Here is a 17,259-nt window from a genome sequence, read left to right as displayed (position 1 = left end):
ATAGAGGATGCATCAAGGGTGCTCGGTGCAGGCAAATTAAGGACATTTAAAGAGGTCCTCTTTCCACTTATAAAGAGAGGCATCATGGCAGGATGGATAATTGTATTTGTTGATTGCATGAAAGAGCTTCCCGCAACAATGATGCTCAGACCCCTTGCCTTTGATACACTGGCTGTAAGGGTATGGGTTGAGGCATCAGAATCCCTCTGGCATATGGCAGCACTACCTGCCCTCTTAATAGTCCTTGCAGGGCTTATGCCCCTTTTGATAGTTGTAAGAAAGACGGGGATTAGGGATGGTGTTGAGATTACATAGAGAAAACCTGTGCATAATTGAGACCAGGGCATCGCATGTGCTTCTTAAAGAAGTATCAAAGAGCTTTGGGGATGTTTTAGCAATAAAAGATCTTACGCTCGAGATTAAAAAAGGAGAGTTTTTCTCCCTTCTTGGACCATCAGGGTGTGGAAAGACAACCCTCTTAAGACTCATTGCAGGATTAGAAAGGCCTGACAGAGGAACTATAGAAATCGGTAATAAGGTTGTAGCTGGTAATGATTGGATACCGCCTGAAAAAAGAAGGGTTGGGCTTGTCTTTCAGGACTATGCCCTCTTTCCTCATATGACAGTCTTTGAAAACATAGCCTTTGGATTAAAGGGCTGTAGCAAGAGTGAGATTAAGAAAAAGGTAACAGAGATGCTTGAGCTCACAGGGCTATTAGATTTATCAGATAGATACCCCTATGAGCTTTCAGGTGGACAGCAGCAGAGGGTTGCCCTTGCAAGGTCACTTGCAACATCACCAGAGGTGATGCTTCTTGATGAGCCTTTTTCTAATCTCGATGCTGACTTAAGGGCAGAACTCCGCAGAGAGACAAAGAGAATCCTTAAAGAAAAAGGCACAACAACTATCCTCGTAACCCATGACCAGGAAGAGGCCTTCTGTCTTTCTGACAGGATTGGTGTTTTAAACCATGGAATGCTTGAACAGGTTGGCACGCCAGAAGAGATATACCATAGACCAAGGACAAGATTTGTGGCAAACTTTGTTGGAAGGGCTGATTTTATAAAAGGAAGGATTGAGGAAGGTTATGTAATTTCAGATATTGGTATATTTAGCTGTGGTGATACCTTACCCTGTGATGGAGGAGATATTGAGATTATGATAAGGCCTGATGATGTGGATTTTATATTAGATAAAGAGGGAGAATCCTCAATAATAGAGGCTGAATTTCTTGGTCCAGAGGTGATTTATAAGATATTGCTTCCACAAGGAAAGATAATCCACTCAATCAAGCCTTCAACAAAGACATTCCCTGTAGGAAGCAGGGTGAGTATCAAGGTTGATCCCAGTCATATAGTGGTCTTTCCAGTGGGAGGAAATTGATGTTTTAGAATTCCATTATTTTTTATTAAAAATGATAATGAATATCAATTTAAAAAGGAGGAAAGAATGTCAGAGCATTTAAAGATTAAAGTAAGAACATTTTTAATCTTAATTTTTTCAGTCACAATGCAATTCCTGACCTTAGCTGATGGTTATTCCTATCACCCCCTTATTACTGATGATACAGGCACACAGGGTAAGGGAAGATTGCAGTATGAATTTCAGTTTGAATACAGTCATGACAAAGAAGAGGGGATAAGGACTCAGGTCCTGAACATAAACAATACTCTTACCTATGGTCTAACAGATAGCCTTGATATTGCTTTAGCTATTCCCTATCTTTACTGGAAAGAAGAAAATGGTGAAGTTATTGATGAGGCTGGAATTTCTGACATTGAGCTGGGTATAAAGTACAGATTTTATGAAGGAGAGAGATTTAGGATTGCTTTAAAGCCATCAATTTTGATACCTGCTGGAGATGAGAAGAGGGGTCTTGGAGCAGGTCGTTTTGGTGGAAGTGTATTTCTCATATTTGACAGGGATTTTGAGAGTTTTACGCTCTTTCTGAATGCCGGGTATATAAGGAATGAAAACAATATAGGTGAGAGGGAGAATCTCTGGCATCTCTCTCTGGCAGGTGAATACAGGATGACCGAGGCTTTAAAAGTAGTGGCAAACGCAGGTATAGAAAGAGATCCTGAACGAGATTCAGAGCAAGAGCCTGTATTTTTAATAGCAGGTGCAGTTTATACTTTATCAGAAAGTCTTGACCTTTCTGGTGGAATAAAGGCAGGACTTACAGAGACCGAAAGTGATCTGAGCCTTATGGCTGGAATAACGATGAGGTTTTAAGGAGTAAATATGTTTCCATTAAGTTTTCTCTTACAGGGTGAGAGGGCTGAGATTGTTGAGATAAGAGGTCACAGAGCTGAAGGTAAGGGTCAATTAAAACAGGCAGAGGATAGGGGACTTCGTAAGGGTAAAGTGATTGAGATATTGAATAATATCGGAACCGGTCCACTTCTTTTAAAGGTTGATAACATATGTATTGCTATCAGCAGGGATCTTGCAATGAAGATAATGGTAAGGAGGTTAGACTAATGGGCTTTGCGCTTTCTTTCTTCTTTCCAGTCCTGAATAGCAAAGTAAATGGCAAAGCCTATCCCTGTCAATATTACTATGCCCATCATAACAAGGAGTCCTTCCATCTTTATTCCTCCTTTTTATCTTTCGGAGTTGTAAAATATGCAACAAATATCAGGAAAGAGACTATCAACCCGATTGTTATTGCTAATGATAGAGTAAACTTTTCTGCCAAGATATTACCAATTACACCAGCTGTTAATGTATATTTAGCAGTATCTGCAAAGATATTAGCAATAACCTTTCTTCTATCTCTGTTAATAAATCAATTATATCACAGGAGGCATCTTTATGAACCTTTCAATGCTTAAACCAGGAGAATCAGGAAAGATTTTAAGAATCGGGGCTATAGGCCCTTTAAAGAGGAGGCTCATGGACATGGGTGTACTTGTAGGAGAAACAGTAAGGGTCGAAAAGATAGCACCGCTTGGAGACCCCATTGAGGTGAGAATTAAAAATTATTCCCTCTCCCTTAGAAAGAAGGAGGCAGAGGAGATAGAGGTGGAGGTAATAAGATGAGAACAGTAGATCAACAGAGCATTAGAATAGCAGAAGACAGAGGAAAGATAACAGACAAAAAGACAATAACAGTCGCAGTTGCAGGAAATCCAAATTCAGGCAAATCAACACTCATAAATGCAATAGCTGGCACAAGGCTTTATGTTGGAAACTGGCCTGGTGTGACTGTTGAAAAAAGGACTGCAGAATTTCAATACAATGGTAGAATTATAAACCTTGTGGATCTGCCTGGAATATATAGCTTAAGTCCCTATACACAGGAAGAGATAATTGCTAGGGATTATCTTATTAATGAAAGACCTGATGTTATTATTAATGTTGTTGATGCTACAAACCTTGAGAGAAATCTCTATCTTACCATTCAGCTGATGGAACTGGGCATACCTATGGTAATGGCTCTTAATATCTATGATGAGGCTGAGGCTAAGGGTTACAAGATAGATAAAGAGGCGATGGAGAAGATGTTAGGTATTAAAGTTGTACCTACAGTGGCAACAAAGAAAAAGGGACTAAAGGAATTAATAGAGGCAGTAATAGAACAGGCTAGTAGCCCCTTCAGTGCACCAAGAGCATTGAATTATGGAGAGGATATAGAATCTGCTTTCTTAATTATTAAGATGGGTTTAAAAAATCTTTTCCCTGAGCTCTCTAAAAGATATCCTTTAAGATGGCTTTCATTGAAAATAATAGAAGGTGATGAATATATTTTTAGAAAATTAGATATCCCTAAGAACACAGCCTTTATAAAGGAGGCCCTATCTCACCTTAAAAATTTCCATGATGAAGATATTGAATCAATACTTGCTGATCAAAGGTATGCCCTTGCTGCAGGCCTTACCAGGGAGGTCTTAAAGAAACCTTCTATAAGAAAGATTGACCTTACAGAAAGGATTGACCGCATTGTCCTGAACAGGTTTTTAGGAATCCCGGTATTCCTTTTTGCCATGTGGTTTGTCTTTAAGTTAGCCTTTGATATATCTACACCATTTGTTGACTGGATAGACGTGATGATCTCTGGTCCCTTTAAGAGATGGACAGAGGCACTGCTCGGATTTATTAATGCACCAGAGTGGATAGTATCCCTCGCAACAGATGGAATAATTGCAGGAGCAGGGTTTGTCCTTGTCTTTGTCCCTGTCATTGGAATGATGATGCTCCTTATAACATTCCTTGAAGGAAGTGGTTATATGGCTAGGGCAGCATTTGTCATAGACAGACTTATGCATACACTCGGCCTTCATGGAAAGTCCTTTATACCTATGCTTTTAGGATTTGGATGCAATGTCACTGCTATTTATGCATAGAGGAGACGGGAAAGCGAAAGGGACAAAAGGCTAACAGAGATGCTCGTGCCACTTATGTCATGCGGTGCAAGACTACCAGTTTATGTAGTGTTTATTGGTGCATTTTTTGCTCAAAATGCTGGAACAATCTTATGGTCAATCTATGTACTTGGTATAGCTATGGCAATACTTCTTGGTATTGTCCTTAAAAAGACCATGTTTAAAGGTGAAGCACCTATGTTTATAATGGAGCTTCCTCCTTATAGAATCCCAACATTCAGAGACCTAATGATCCATACATGGCAGAAATTAAGGCACTTTGTTGTGAAGGCAGGGACCTATATCCTTGCAGTTTCAATACTAGTATGGTTCATGCTCAATATCCCATGGGGGGTTGAAAATAAAAAAGATTCTGTGCTTGGTATGATTGGTCAGGCAATAGCACCTGTATTTGAGCCTCTTGGTTTTGGCAGTTGGGAGGCAGCTTCATCTTTAATATCTGGACTTATTGCAAAGGAGATTGTTGTTAGCACAATGTCAGAGATATATGTAGAGAAGAGGAGCGACGAGGCAGAAGAGCAGAAGCCCTCTTTTACAGATGACCTAAAAGAAGCAGGGTTATCATTCATAAATGCCTCAAAGGATGCAGCTTTAAATGTCTTTGCTGGATTAGGCATTAAGAGTCTAAGTTCTGAAGAGACAGAGGAAGAAAAAGAAGAGAGGTCGCCTTTAAGACAGGCACTTCAAGGGGTCTTTACTCCTTTGAGCGCCTATGCCTTTATTGCCTTTGTCCTCCTTTACTGGCCCTGTGTTGTAGTTGCCATTGCCACAAAACAGGAATTTGGCACATGGAGAATTTATGGGCAGGCGGTCTTAATGCATACAGCACTTGCATGGATTACGGCATTTGTAATTTATCAGGGTGGAAGGTTGCTGGGATTAAGCTAAGGATTGTCATCCCGAGCGAATCGAGGAATCCTGTTTTGAGATTGCTTCGGATTCGCCTCACAATGACAGATGAAAGAACGGAGGTCAAATGAATTTTACAGATATTCTTTTAATGGCTGTAATTATTGCCGGAGCGGTATATCTCTTATATCGCTCCCTATTGAAAAAGAAAGGACATTGCCAGGGGTGTGATTTAGATAGATGTAACTCTTTGAAAAAGAGATAGTAACCAAAGAATAAAAATCAGTTGATAAAAAGACCTTACTTTTGACCTCTATTTACTGGCATTTTTTATTTAAGACTTGACACATTTATTACTTATCTTATATTATTGAACAATTGCTCAACTATTAATATGAAAAGAACCAGAACAGAAATCTGCGAAATAGCCTTCATTGACAGAAAGAAGGTGTCTTCTGTCAAAAGGAAGATGAAGCCCGATGCCAAGCTACATCAGCTTGCTGAGACCTTCAGGGTTTTAGGAGATCCTACGAGGATAAAGATAATCTTTGCCTTATCAGAGGAAGAGCTCTGCGTATGTGATATTGCAAATCTTCTTGGAACAACAAAGTCTGCTGTCTCCCACCAGCTGAGGATACTGAGGGCCACGAGGCTGGTTAAGTACAGAAAGGATGGAAAGATGGTCTTTTATTCACTGGATGATGAGCATATAAAGAATCTCTTTAAAGAAGGTTTAAGGCATGTGGAGGAAGGATAATTATGGAGACCATTGAATTAAAAATACCAGGCCTCTGTTGAGCCAATTGTGCTGTCAGGGTAGGAGATACCCTGAGAAATACTTCTGGCGTAAAGGATGTAAAGATAATTACAACCTCAGAGAAGGCAGTTGTGAGCTTTGATGAGAAAGTGACCAGTCCTGAGAGATTAATTGAGAAGATAAAGGGCCTGGGCTACAGTGTAAGAGAAGAGGAATTAAAGATAAAAGGTTCGGGAAAAGAACTCTTTGAGAAGATTCGTTTTGCCTTTATAACAGTTACAGGTCTCATAGGACTTAGTATCTTAGGACTTCAGTACTTTGGCCTTCTTGAGAAAGGTATCAGCTATATTCCTTTGCCAGTTATAATTCTGGCTATTGTCCTTGGTGGCTATCCTATTTTTAAAAGGGCTTTTCTTGGTATCCTTAAGAGACAGATTAATGTTGATCTGATGATGAGTGCCGGAATTCTTGGTGCTGCGGCTATTAAAGAATATTCAGCCTCCATGCTTGTTGCCTTTTTTATGAACCTTGCCCACTATCTTGAAGACCTTACACTGAGAAGGTCAAGAAAGGCTATAAAGGACCTCATAGATATCGCTCCGGAGAAGGCAAGGATAAGGCTTGGTGAAAAAGAGGTGGATGTTAAGATAGATGAGATAAAACCAGGTGATACTGTAATAGTGAGACAGGGAGAAAAGATACCTGTTGATGGAATTGTTATAAGGGGATTAAGCTCAGTTGATCAATCACCTGTGACAGGTGAGAGCATACCTGTAGAAAAATCCCCTGGTGACAGGGTCTTTGCAGGCACAATAAATGGTCCAGGTTATCTTGAGATAAAGACTGAAAGGACTGGGAAGGATACAACACTTGGAAAGATTATAAAGCTTGTAGAGGAGGCAGAGGCCCATAAAGCACCGGTGCAAAGATTTGCCGACAGGTTTACGGCTTATTTTTTACCTTTAGCATTCCTGGCTGCCCTTTTAACTTACCTTATATCGGGAAAGGCTATTTATGCGATTGCTGTTATTGTTGCTGCCTGTCCCTGTGCAGTTGGGCTTGCTACTCCTCTCAGTGTTGTTGCTTCTGTTGCAAGCAGTGCAAAGAGGGGTGTTCTCATTAAAGGAGGGCTTTATCTTGAGGCCCTTGCAAAGGTGGACTGCATTGTAATGGACAAGACAGGTACAGTGACCTTTGGAAGACCTGTTGTAAGGGAGATTGTCTCATTTAATAACTTTAAGAAAGAAGAGATACTGAGACTGGCTGCCTCTCTGGAAGGATATTCAAATCATGCTGTTGCAAAAGCAATAATAGATGAGGCAAAGAGATATGGTATAGATATTACTCCTCCAGAGAGCTTTGAATACTTTATTGGCAGGGGTATAGTTGCCAAAGTCAGGGAGAATGTCCTTCTGCTTGGGAATGAGAGGCTCCTCAAAGAAAAAGGGATATTTATACCAGAAGAGATATCCCGTACAGCAGAGAGGCTTGAGGAAGAAGGAAACACAGTCCTTTATATGACTCTGGACAGTAAGGTTGCAGGCATCATTGCTGTAGGAGATATTATAAGAGATGAGGTTCCTGAGGCAATCAGAGAACTTAAAGGACTCGGGATAAAGAGATTTTTACTCCTCACAGGAGACAATGAAAGGGTTGCAAGGTCAGTAAGTCTGAGGCTCGGTATCAGTGAGTACAGGGCAAACCTTCTACCAGAGGACAAGATAGGGATAGTGAAAAGGCTCCAGGCAGAAGGCTACAGGGTATTGATGATTGGAGATGGTGTTAATGATGCACCAGCCCTTGTACAGGCAGATGTTGGTATTGCTATGGGCGTTGCTGGCACAGATGTGGCTATTGAGGCAGCACCAGTAGCACTTATGAGGGATGACTGGTCAAGGATTCCTGAGGTTATAAAGATAGGAAGGAATACTTATAAGGTCATCAGGCAGGGGATTGCCCTTGGAATAACCTGGGACATAATAACAATGGGACTTGCATCAGTGGGAATACTAAAGCCTGTTATGGCAGCAGCACTTGAAGAACTTCCAACATTGGCTGTAGCAGCGAATGCCTCAAGGCTTCTGAGTAAAAAGTGACAGTATGCTAAAATAATATCCATGAAGATTCCAAGAGTAATGTCTACACAGCATCCAGATAATGTGACTGTCCCTTTTTTTGCTGAGACACCTGATATGTCAGGTGATGATGAGATTCAAGAGGCCTATTATGCCTTCAGCCACCTTGGCTCGGACGAACAGATGTGGGACAGTGAGGGCAAGGAGATAGATGATTTTGTTGTCAGAAAACTCCTTACAAGATATCCATACTTTTTCAGGGATAAGAGACTGGGTAGAGACCTTTTTCTTACACTCAGACTTCCCAATCCTTCAGTTGAGAGGGATGAGGCAAAGGTTGTTGTAGAGACCCTTGAGAGCATACCGAGGTCAATGGATGCAGCAAGGCTCTTTTATGGTGATGATATACCACCAATCTTTGAGGTGATCCTTCCCATGACCACCTCTGCTGAAGAGATTAACAGAATTTATTATTTTTATAAAAATTTCATTTCAGGCAGACAGCACCAGCCAATATTAGATGGAGATATAACCGTTGCCCAGTGGATAGGTAAGTTTTATCCAGAAAGCATAAATGTTATACCTCTTTTTGAGGACAGAGAACATATGCTTGAGGCAAATAATATAATTGCATCCTATCTCAGGGATAAAGAATTGAGCTACATGAGGGTCTTTCTTGCAAGGTCAGATCCAGCCATGAACTATGGAATGATAAGCGCAATACTCTGTAACAAGATTGCTCTTCAGAGATTGAGACGGCTTTCTGAGCAGATCGGAGTTAAGATCTATCCCATACTTGGAGCAGGATCCCCTCCCTTCAGGGGAAATCTCACGCCTTATACAGTGGAGGATGTAATTACTGAGTATCCTGAGGTGGAGACCTTCACTGTGCAGTCAGCCTTTAAATACGATAACCCTGTTGAAGATGTAATAAAGGCAATAAAGAGGCTCAAATCCTTTGATAGAAAACCTTTCAGAGAGATTGATGAAGATGAGTGCATGAGACTTATTGATAAATACTCTGCTGAATATAGAAGACAGATTGAGTATCTTGCTCCTCTTATTAATGAAGTAGCCCAGTATATACCCAGAAGAAGGATGAGAAAACTCCATGTTGGTCTTTTCGGATATTCAAGGAGTGTCGGAAGGGTCAGGCTTCCGAGGGTTATAGCTTTCTGCGGAGCCTGTTATTCCATAGGTCTTCCACCAGAGATAATAGGTCTTAATGCCCTTACAGAAGAAGATATACAGTGCTTAAAAGAGGTTTATGTGAATTTTGAAAAGGACATGAGGAGGGCATTGAGGTATTTTAATCCTGCATGCCTTGACCTCCTGCCACAGGAAGTTAAGGAAAATATAAGATTTGATTTTTTTGATCATGAACCTGACATAGAACACAGGTCAGTTACATCAAGGATAATAAGTGCCCTGAAGGAGGGTGCAAGAACAGGTATTCAGGATATGGTTATAGAGGCTGCTTATATAAGGAGATTTCTTGGATAAGGGAATTGGGCCCGGGATAAAAGTTCATAAATCAAGGCAGCATTTTTTTATTATAATAGCATCACTCTTCTATACAGGTTTTATCCCCCTGGCACCAGGTACATGCGGTACACTTCTGGCTCTATTATTTTTTATGTTCTTTAAAATTGAGGGGATACTTTTTATTGTTTTTTTTATTGGTATATCTTTTCTTGGAGTTTATGTATCAGACAGAGCTGAAGATATTCTGAAAGAAAGGGATAGTAGACATATTGTTATAGATGAATTTACAGGCTATATGGTGAGTATTGCTGGAATTCCGGCTGATATGAAAAACCTTTTCATAGCCTTTTTCCTCTTCAGGTTATTTGATATAATCAAGCCCTTTCCTATAAGAAGTGTGGAAAGAAGATTTAAGGGTGGCCTTTCAATAATGCTTGATGATATTATTGCTGGAATTTATTCAAATATTGTTCTGAGATTATTATTCCTTCACAATTTTTCATAATTTCTTCTCTATTCCTTCACAATTTCCTGGTAACATAGGATAAAATGAAAAAAAGGAGGTGAAGGAAGATGAAAAAATTAATATTTCTTGTTCTTGCGGTAATCCTTCTTTCAGGTCTGGGTGCTACAGTATATGCTGGATGGGGTCACGGAGGATGGGACTGGATGGATATCAAGGGAGTCGATATTGAGAAGGTCAAAAAATTCCAGAAGGAGACACTGAGCCTCAGGGATGAGCTTCATATTAAGAAGCTGGAGCTCAGGCAGGAATATGAAAAAGATAAGCCAGATCTTGACAGGATTGCTCAGCTCAGAAAGGAGATAATTGACCTTCAGACAAAGATCCAGAAGATAGCATCCAGTTACGGTCTTCCAGCCGGTGGGCCTGGTGGCTGTGGTAGAATGGGAAGAGGCTTCACGGGTGGAATGAGATGCGGATGTCAGGTTTTTGATCAGGATTAATATTAAAGGTTGGGGTTAAGGGTATATTATGAGATTAAAGAACTTAAATTTAAGATTAAAGATAATACACTTAATTTCCTGCTTATCCCTTACCCCGACCTTAATTTTTTTTCCTGCCTCCATAGCCTTTTCTCAGCCAGCCTGTCCTGATTGTCCTGGTTATAGAAAAACCCCTTACGGAGCTTACTGTCCTGGCAAAGGGAAGTATGGCGAAAAAAAACCGGTAAGAAGTAAAGAGGAGGCAGTGGCTATACTCAGGTCCTATTTTCAGGATAAAGGGCTTGTAATAAACATTATAAGGGAGAGGAGGTGGGGATTTATTGCTGAGATAAGAAATGCTGATGGTTCTCTTTTAGATATAGTAGTGGTGGATAAAAGGACAGGAAGGATAAGGTCAATATATTAGATTTTTTCCACTGATTAAACCTCTTTATGGCCTCAGATAAGATTTTTAAGTCCTTATTTTTGTTATAATTATCCATGATAAAACGAACATTAATCATTGCACTGATCATTATTATTTTTCTTTTTGCAGGAGCTGCACTTGTTGCCTTCTTAAGCCTCCTGAGGCTTAATAAGGAAATGATAATGATTAATACAGCTACAGAGAGTCTGCTCCAGCGTCAGAGGCTTCACGAATTCATTATAAGATTTGAAAAAGAAACTCCTTCAATAGAATCCCTTTCAAGTGGAGTTAAGGAGCTTGAGGCGATCCTTGGCGAATGCATGGAATGTCATAGAGGAAGTGCTGATAAAGATGCTATTTTTCTCATACAGAGGCTTTCCGTTTTTAATGAGAGGCTCAGTGATATTACTCAGAAAAGCGTTATTAATGAATACGAAGTAAGGATTATCTTTGACAAGATGGATGACCTCACCGCGGAAGCCCTTGTTAACGGAAGAAATTTCATGAGTGAAAGGATAGAAAGAGGTATTTACGTGATAAGGAGAATGGGTATCCTAACATTTTCTGTTACGCTTGCCGGTGGAGGTCTTATTTTTGCTGTCTTCTTGCTGGTGAACAGAAGCCTGAAGAAGAATATCTTCTCTGTAATAAAGGCATCAGTTGATATCGCAGAAGGTAAGAATGTAGATGAGATAAACTTCGGTGAGGACTTTTTACCTGTAAAAGATGCCTTCATGAGACTTCAGAGTCAGCTAAAGGAAAAGGAGGAAGAGATTAAGACAATTGCCAACAGGGCAGCACAGGCAGAAAAGCTTACTGCTCTTGGAGAACTTGTGGCCGGTGTGAGTCATGAGCTAAATAATCCCCTTCAGGTAATTGTGGGATATTCAGAGATGGCGATGAGTGAAGACTCTTTACCAGAAAATTATAAAATCCTTTTATCAAGGATATATGAATCAGCGATCAGGGCATCAAAGATTGTGAGGAACCTAAGGGAATTTGCAAGGCAGAGAGAGCCTCTCAAGGAGTATATTGATCTCAGACAGATAGTTGATAAGGTGATTGAACTTCTTGAATACGAATTTTCTTCATCAGGGATAATCGTCAACAGAAATTATAGTAATATTCCTCTTATTAATGCAGATCCAGATCAGATTAAGCAGGTAGTGCTGAACCTCCTCAAGAATGCCCAGGATGCCATAATGGAAACAGGAAAAGGTGAGGGGAAAATAGATATATCAATCAAGAGCAAAGATCATTCCGTAGTGCTTGAGATAAGCGATACAGGGAACGGCATACCAGATGAACATATAAACAGAATCTTTGAGCCCTTCTTCACAACAAAACCTGTTGGTAAAGGTACAGGACTGGGACTCTCCATCACATATGGAATTATAACAGCCCATAACGGAAATATATCTGTAAAAAGCAGAAAGGGCGAGGGAACAACCTTTACAATAGAACTGCCTGCCATTGGAGAAAAATAAAAACAAATTTTTTTGAAGTGTTTTCTTATGATGACTTTAATTAATTTTTATAAAAAGTATTGCCCTGAATAAGTGAGTTATGATATTTTTAAATACTATGAACGGAAGAATTCCAATGACAAAAGAGGGTTATCAGAAACTTCAGGAAGAACTGGAGAGGCTCCTGAAGGTTGAAAGACCTAAAAATATCAGAGAGATAGAGGAGGCACGTGCTCATGGAGATCTCTCTGAAAATGCAGAGTATCATGCTGCCAAGGAAAAGCAGGCCTTCATAGAGGCGAGGATTAGAGAACTCCAGACAAAGCTCTCTATGGCTGAGGTGATTGATCCATCGAGGATTAATCAATCAAAGATAGCCTTCGGAGCGAAGGTGAAGGTTTTAGATCTAGAGGCTGATGAGGAATATTTATTCCATCTTGTTGGTCCTGAAGAGGCTGATGTAAAGAGTGGAAAGATATCTATTACCAGTCCTGTTGGCAGGGCACTTGTTGGAAAAGAGGTTGGCGACAGGGTCACCATCAAGGCTCCGGCAAGGACAATAGAGTACGAGATCATTGAGATATCCTATCAATGAATCCCTCTATCTCCTTCCAGGCTGAAATAATTGAAAATACAGCTATCACACCTGATATTTTCAAGCTAATATTGAATCCTCTGGAGAGTTTTTATGAACCCATGCCCGGACAGTTTTTCATGCTCTCTGTCTCAGAAAGTTATGACCCCCTTCTTAAGAGACCCTTCAGTGTATACGATTTAAAAGATAAAAATCTGGAATTTCTTTACAGAATACGTGGAAGAGGTACAGGTTTGCTATCTGAAAAAAAGCCAGGGCAGAGGATTTCTGTAACAGGTCCTTTCGGTAAACCCTATCCTGAGCATGATTCAGCACTCTCAGTATGGATAGTTGCTGGTGGTCTGGGAATTGCCTCCCTGAATTTTCTCGTACAAAGGTTAGTAAGCAGAGGTCAGAAGCCCAAGGTCTTTTACGGAGCAAGGACAGGAGCTGAACTGATTATAACTGGAGATATTAAAGATTTCTGTGAGGTATTTACTATTACTGAGGACGGTTCATCAGGACAGAAAGGTAATGTGATTGACCTCTTTAATAATCTTATCCATTCATCCCCTTTTCCTGAGTTGATTTATGCCTGCGGTCCTCAGGCAGTGCTATCCTTCATAGACCGGAAGGCTCAGGAAATGGGTGTGAAAGCCTACTTATCTATTGAAGAAAGAATGGCCTGTGGTATGGGTGCCTGTCTTGGATGTGTGGTAAAGACAAAGGAAGGATATAAAAGGGTCTGTAAAGAGGGTCCTGTATTCAGAGAGGGAGAACTCATCTGGTGAATCTATCAGTAAAGATAGGCCATCTGCAACTCAGAAATCCTGTGATAACAGCATCAGGTACCTTTGGATATGGAGAAGAGTTTGCCGAATATTTTGACCTTTCAGTTCTCGGTGCTATTGCAATGAAAGGCATATCCCTTGAGCCCAGGGAAGGAAATCCTCCACCAAGAATATGGGAAACACCCTGTGGTATGCTTAATTCAATAGGCTTACAGAATGTGGGTCTTAAGAGATTTTTAAAAGAAAAATTGCCCTTTGTGAGGAGATTTGATGTTCCTGTTATTGCCAATATACTGGGAAATTCTATTGATGAATATTTAGAGCTTGCAAAAAATCTTGATGGTGAGGTGGAGGCAATAGAGCTGAATATCTCCTGTCCCAATGTAAAAAAAGGAGGAATATTTTTCGGTACAGACAGGCAGGCTATGGCAGAGCTGGTAAATGCAGTTAAGAGAAACCTTAAAAAGAGCCTTCTCATTACAAAACTCTCCCCTCAGGCTGATATAAAAGAATTTTCAAAGATTGCAGAGGACTCAGGCTCTGATGCAATCTCTTTGATTAATACCATTCCTGCCATGGCAGTTGATATTGAGACAAAAAGGCCTGTTTTTAAAAATATCACAGCAGGTCTCTCAGGTCCTGCAATAAAACCTATAGCTCTGAGGATGGTCTGGGAGGCGGTCTCAACAGTAAAGATACCTGTTATTGGTATTGGAGGTATAATGACAGCAGGGGATGCCCTTGAGTTTATTATAACAGGTGCAGTTGCTGTAGAGGTAGGGACAGCAAATTTTATTGATCCTCTTGCTTCAATAAGGATAATTCAGGGTATAGAAGATTATATGATAAAAAGAGGTCTATCTGATATAGAGGAGATAATCGGAAGTATAGAGATTTAAATGGTCATAACCCTTCTTACTGATTTTGGCATAAAAGATACCTTTGTTGCTGAGATGAAGGGAGTTATACTCTCCATAAACCCTTCTGCTACCGTAGTGGATATTACCCATGAGATAGAGCCTTTCAATATAACTGAAGCTGCGATAAAGCTCGCTACAGCTGTAAGGTATTTCCCTCGAGGAACAGTCCATCTCGCAATTGTGGACCCGGGGGTTGGTTCTCAGAGAGGGCCTATTATTATAAAAACAGAAAGGGCCTGCTTTGTTGGTCCGGATAATGGAGTACTAAGCCTTGCTGTAAAAGAAGATCTAACAAAAGATATATACGAAATTACTCTACCTGTCAGAGGTTATACCTTTCATGGAAGAGATCTTTTTGCACCTGTTGCAGCAAGGCTTTCAAAGGGAGAGCCACCTGAGCTGGTTGGAAGAAAGATAGATGGGTTTACAAGTCTATCTTTTCCCGAGCCTGCAGTAGCTAGGAAGAAGATAAAAGGAGAGGTTATAGTAATAGATAGATTCGGAAATGCAATTACCAACATAAACTCCTCTATTCTTGGTGACAGGCGATTCAGGGTCAGGATAAAAAAGAAAGAGATACCTGTCTTCAGATTTTACATGGAAGCAGGCAACAGGGTCGGTGCACTTATAAACAGTTCTGGATATCTGGAGATATTTAAATACCGGTCATCTGCCCAGAAGGCATTAGATATAAAACTCCGTGATAAGGTTGAGGTGTTAATTGAATAGGCATGAAGGTAAATTTTTATTACAAGCCTGGTTGCTGGTTCTGTGATCAGGCAGAGGAGATGCTTAATGGTTTAAAGGATAAATACGGCCTTGAGGTAAACAAGATAGACATCACAGAGAATGATGAACTTTATGAGCTTTACAGATTTGATATTCCGGTTATTGAATTTCCTGACGGAAAGGTCCTTCATGGAAGGATAAGAAAAAAGGAACTGCTTGAAAAGATCAAGGAGGCTTATCTATGAAAGTAGGTTTTATAGGTCTTGGCAGTCTTGGAATGACAATGGCAAAGAGGCTTATCTCTGAGGGAGTTAATCTAACTGTATGGAACAGGACCGTTGAGAAAGCAAGGACATTGAACTGTCCTGTTGCCGAGAGTCCTGCTGATTTGATTTCGCAGACAGAAATGGTTTTTTTAAATCTTTTTGACAGTGAGGCAGTGAGTTCTGTCATCAAGGGTAAGAACGGGCTCATTGAAGGAAATTGTGATGGGAAGATTGTTGTTGATACAACAACAAATCATTTTGAGAGGGTGAATGAATTTTATGAGATCCTGGGCAAAAAGAATGCAAGTTATCTTGAGGCACCTGTGCTTGGAAGTGTAATCCCTGCTTCTCAGGGTATGCTCACAGTTCTTGTAAGTGGAGAAAGGAACGCCTTTGAAAGGGCAAGACCTTTTATAGAGAAGATTGGAAAGACTATATTTTATCTTGAAACTCCCCAGCTCGCTACAAAGATGAAGTTAATAAACAACCTTATCCTCGGCACATTCATGGCAACCCTTGCAGAAGCAGTTGCCTTTGGAGAGAAGGCTGGCCTGGATAAGGAAAAGGTAATCGAGATATTGCTTTCAGGTGCAGGCAATTCAATGATTCTTAATGCAAAAAAAGATAAGCTTATTAAAGAGGATTTCTCAACCCATTTTTCCTGTTCCCTGATTTACAAGGATCTTCACTATCTTCAGGACCTTGCAAGGATTCTGAGAAGGCCTTTATTTACAGGAAGCCTTGCAAAGGAGCTGTTCGGCATTACAATCTCTGAGAAAATGGGGTCAGATGATTTTTCAGCAATATACAGGGTCTTTAAAAAGTTTTAATATGTGCTTGATTTCATGCATGTATTTATTGTAAAAAAATAACAACCTCTTCGGGGGTAATTTTTAACTCAGGAGGCTTGAAGATGTTCTTGTTATCTTCGATTATCTTTGTTATATTTTTTATTCCCCTTGCCTTTGCATCATCGCAGAAGGGTGAAGAGGCATACACAAGATTAATGGATGGAAACAGGCGATTTATTTCAGGCAATATTTCAAAGAAAGACCTTGGAGAATTGAAAAGAAGAGAGCTTGCAAAGGGTCAGCATCCCGTTGCTATAGTTGTAACCTGTTCAGATTCAAGGGTTCCACCAGAAATAATCTTCGACCAGGGTCTTGGAGAATTGTTTGTTATCAGGGTAGCTGGAAATGTTGTTGATCCCGTGGCACTGGGAAGTATTGAGTACGCTGCTGAACATCTTCATGTGCCTCTCTTAATTGTTCTTGGACACTCCAACTGTGGAGCGGTAACAGCCGCTGTTGATGCAAAGGGTAAAACGGAGGGCAACATTGGAGCAATTGTAAAGAAGATACTTCCAGCTGTAAGGAAAGCTGAGGCAAAAGGTGGAAGCAGAGAAGAGATAATTTCACGGGCAATAAGGGAGAATGTGCTACTTGTTCAGGAAGAGATCCAGCAGAATAGCCCTGTATTAAAGGGCTTGATTGAAAGAGGAGCTCTTAAGTTAGTGGGTGCAGTGTATGATATATCAAGTGGTGCTGTAGAAATCATAAAATAGTCTTAGTAAACTCACCATACAG

21 protein-coding genes and 1 pseudogene are annotated in these 17,259 nt (G+C 40.4%); all 22 read left to right on the top strand.

The window, feature by feature from the left end; translation table 11 throughout:
• Positions 1-315: hypothetical protein (locus N2257_03510; GenBank protein MCX7793461.1), on the top strand; the 315-nt coding region annotated here is incomplete at its 5' end.
• Positions 302-1,384 (top strand): ABC transporter ATP-binding protein, encoded by a 1,083-nt coding sequence (locus N2257_03505; protein MCX7793460.1) that lies wholly within the window; start codon positions 302-304, stop codon positions 1,382-1,384. The genes N2257_03510 and N2257_03505, both read left to right, overlap by 14 nt.
• Before the next feature lie 66 nt (positions 1,385-1,450).
• Entirely contained in the window at positions 1,451-2,236 is a 786-nt protein-coding gene (locus N2257_03500; protein ID MCX7793459.1) for a transporter, read from the top strand.
• Positions 2,237-2,245: 9 nt separating this feature from the next.
• Positions 2,246-2,485 carry a ferrous iron transport protein A gene (locus tag N2257_03495; GenBank protein MCX7793458.1) on the top strand — a complete coding sequence of 80 codons (240 nt, stop codon included), beginning with the start codon at positions 2,246-2,248 and terminating at the stop codon, positions 2,483-2,485.
• A 333-nt stretch (positions 2,486-2,818) separates the two neighbouring features.
• Positions 2,819-3,046: a ferrous iron transport protein A gene (locus tag N2257_03490; protein ID MCX7793457.1), complete on the top strand. Its 228-nt coding sequence runs from the start codon at positions 2,819-2,821 to the stop codon at positions 3,044-3,046.
• Positions 3,043-4,350, top strand: a complete 1,308-nt coding sequence (gene feoB / locus N2257_03485) for a ferrous iron transport protein B (protein ID MCX7793456.1) — start codon at positions 3,043-3,045, stop codon at positions 4,348-4,350. The genes N2257_03490 and feoB overlap by 4 nt, the downstream gene beginning before the upstream one ends.
• Before the next feature lie 39 nt (positions 4,351-4,389).
• Positions 4,390-5,277: a hypothetical protein gene (locus tag N2257_03480; protein MCX7793455.1), complete on the top strand. Its 888-nt coding sequence runs from the start codon at positions 4,390-4,392 to the stop codon at positions 5,275-5,277.
• A gap of 355 nt (positions 5,278-5,632) precedes the next feature.
• Positions 5,633-5,995, top strand: coding sequence for a metalloregulator ArsR/SmtB family transcription factor (locus N2257_03475; protein MCX7793454.1), 363 nt, complete (start codon positions 5,633-5,635; stop codon positions 5,993-5,995).
• A gap of 56 nt (positions 5,996-6,051) precedes the next feature.
• Positions 6,052-6,180 (top strand): annotated as a pseudogene (locus N2257_03470) (hypothetical protein).
• Positions 6,181-6,348: 168 nt separating this feature from the next.
• Positions 6,349-8,091, top strand: a complete 1,743-nt coding sequence (locus N2257_03465; protein MCX7793453.1) for a cation-translocating P-type ATPase — start codon at positions 6,349-6,351, stop codon at positions 8,089-8,091.
• A 21-nt stretch (positions 8,092-8,112) separates the two neighbouring features.
• A complete protein-coding gene (gene ppcA / locus N2257_03460; protein MCX7793452.1) occupies positions 8,113-9,573 on the top strand; it encodes a phosphoenolpyruvate carboxylase in 1,461 nt (486 codons plus the stop codon).
• Complete coding sequence (locus N2257_03455) at positions 9,566-10,060, top strand: phosphatidylglycerophosphatase A (protein ID MCX7793451.1); 495 nt, start codon at positions 9,566-9,568, stop codon at positions 10,058-10,060. The genes ppcA and N2257_03455 overlap by 8 nt, the downstream gene beginning before the upstream one ends.
• Positions 10,061-10,128: 68 nt before the next feature.
• Positions 10,129-10,521, top strand: a complete 393-nt coding sequence (locus N2257_03450) for a periplasmic heavy metal sensor (GenBank protein MCX7793450.1) — start codon at positions 10,129-10,131, stop codon at positions 10,519-10,521.
• A gap of 28 nt (positions 10,522-10,549) precedes the next feature.
• Positions 10,550-10,927, top strand: a complete 378-nt coding sequence (locus N2257_03445; GenBank protein ID MCX7793449.1) for a PepSY domain-containing protein — start codon at positions 10,550-10,552, stop codon at positions 10,925-10,927.
• A gap of 74 nt (positions 10,928-11,001) precedes the next feature.
• A complete protein-coding gene (locus tag N2257_03440) occupies positions 11,002-12,414 on the top strand; it encodes an ATP-binding protein (protein MCX7793448.1) in 1,413 nt (470 codons plus the stop codon).
• Positions 12,415-12,511: 97 nt separating this feature from the next.
• The gene (gene greA, locus N2257_03435) at positions 12,512-12,988 is read left to right on the top strand and encodes a transcription elongation factor GreA (GenBank protein MCX7793447.1); all 477 of its coding nucleotides are present in this window, start codon (positions 12,512-12,514) and stop codon (positions 12,986-12,988) included.
• Entirely contained in the window at positions 12,985-13,758 is a 774-nt protein-coding gene (locus tag N2257_03430) for a dihydroorotate dehydrogenase electron transfer subunit (protein MCX7793446.1), read from the top strand. Before greA ends, N2257_03430 begins: the two co-directional genes overlap by 4 nt.
• On the top strand, positions 13,755-14,657 hold the full coding sequence (locus N2257_03425; GenBank protein ID MCX7793445.1) for a dihydroorotate dehydrogenase: 903 nt from the start codon (positions 13,755-13,757) through the stop codon (positions 14,655-14,657). Before N2257_03430 ends, N2257_03425 begins: the two co-directional genes overlap by 4 nt.
• Positions 14,658-15,407 (top strand): SAM-dependent chlorinase/fluorinase, encoded by a 750-nt coding sequence (locus N2257_03420; GenBank protein MCX7793444.1) that lies wholly within the window; start codon positions 14,658-14,660, stop codon positions 15,405-15,407.
• A gap of 2 nt (positions 15,408-15,409) precedes the next feature.
• Positions 15,410-15,652, top strand: coding sequence for a glutaredoxin family protein (locus tag N2257_03415; GenBank protein MCX7793443.1), 243 nt, complete (start codon positions 15,410-15,412; stop codon positions 15,650-15,652).
• Positions 15,649-16,503, top strand: a complete 855-nt coding sequence (locus N2257_03410; protein ID MCX7793442.1) for an NAD(P)-dependent oxidoreductase — start codon at positions 15,649-15,651, stop codon at positions 16,501-16,503. Before N2257_03415 ends, N2257_03410 begins: the two co-directional genes overlap by 4 nt.
• Positions 16,504-16,586: 83 nt before the next feature.
• Positions 16,587-17,237: a carbonic anhydrase gene (locus tag N2257_03405; protein MCX7793441.1), complete on the top strand. Its 651-nt coding sequence runs from the start codon at positions 16,587-16,589 to the stop codon at positions 17,235-17,237.
• Positions 17,238-17,259: the final 22 nt, after the last annotated feature.

The organism is Thermodesulfovibrionales bacterium, from assembly GCA_026417875.1.
Lineage (GTDB): Bacteria > Nitrospirota > Thermodesulfovibrionia > Thermodesulfovibrionales > CALJEL01 > CALJEL01.
The sequence above is the reverse complement of the archived record's forward strand: the minus strand, read 5'-3'. Positions and strand labels throughout refer to the sequence as shown.

What these genes read in the sequence shown, in the direction of transcription:
- greA (MCX7793447.1), top strand. Translation starts at nt 12,512, where the DNA reads ATGAACGGAAGAATTCCAATGACAAAAGAGGGTTATCAGAAACTTCAG.
- N2257_03450 (MCX7793450.1), top strand. Translation starts at nt 10,129, where the DNA reads ATGAAAAAATTAATATTTCTTGTTCTTGCGGTAATCCTTCTTTCAGGT.
- N2257_03405 (MCX7793441.1), top strand. Translation starts at nt 16,587, where the DNA reads ATGTTCTTGTTATCTTCGATTATCTTTGTTATATTTTTTATTCCCCTT.
- N2257_03480 (MCX7793455.1), top strand. Translation starts at nt 4,390, where the DNA reads ATGCTCGTGCCACTTATGTCATGCGGTGCAAGACTACCAGTTTATGTA.
- N2257_03475 (MCX7793454.1), top strand. Translation starts at nt 5,633, where the DNA reads ATGAAAAGAACCAGAACAGAAATCTGCGAAATAGCCTTCATTGACAGA.
- N2257_03500 (MCX7793459.1), top strand. Translation starts at nt 1,451, where the DNA reads ATGTCAGAGCATTTAAAGATTAAAGTAAGAACATTTTTAATCTTAATT.
- N2257_03495 (MCX7793458.1), top strand. Translation starts at nt 2,246, where the DNA reads ATGTTTCCATTAAGTTTTCTCTTACAGGGTGAGAGGGCTGAGATTGTT.
- N2257_03415 (MCX7793443.1), top strand. Translation starts at nt 15,410, where the DNA reads ATGAAGGTAAATTTTTATTACAAGCCTGGTTGCTGGTTCTGTGATCAG.
- feoB (MCX7793456.1), top strand. Translation starts at nt 3,043, where the DNA reads ATGAGAACAGTAGATCAACAGAGCATTAGAATAGCAGAAGACAGAGGA.
- N2257_03440 (MCX7793448.1), top strand. Translation starts at nt 11,002, where the DNA reads ATGATAAAACGAACATTAATCATTGCACTGATCATTATTATTTTTCTT.
- N2257_03445 (MCX7793449.1), top strand. Translation starts at nt 10,550, where the DNA reads ATGAGATTAAAGAACTTAAATTTAAGATTAAAGATAATACACTTAATT.
- N2257_03420 (MCX7793444.1), top strand. Translation starts at nt 14,658, where the DNA reads ATGGTCATAACCCTTCTTACTGATTTTGGCATAAAAGATACCTTTGTT.
- N2257_03490 (MCX7793457.1), top strand. Translation starts at nt 2,819, where the DNA reads ATGAACCTTTCAATGCTTAAACCAGGAGAATCAGGAAAGATTTTAAGA.
- N2257_03430 (MCX7793446.1), top strand. Translation starts at nt 12,985, where the DNA reads ATGAATCCCTCTATCTCCTTCCAGGCTGAAATAATTGAAAATACAGCT.
- N2257_03410 (MCX7793442.1), top strand. Translation starts at nt 15,649, where the DNA reads ATGAAAGTAGGTTTTATAGGTCTTGGCAGTCTTGGAATGACAATGGCA.
- ppcA (MCX7793452.1), top strand. Translation starts at nt 8,113, where the DNA reads ATGAAGATTCCAAGAGTAATGTCTACACAGCATCCAGATAATGTGACT.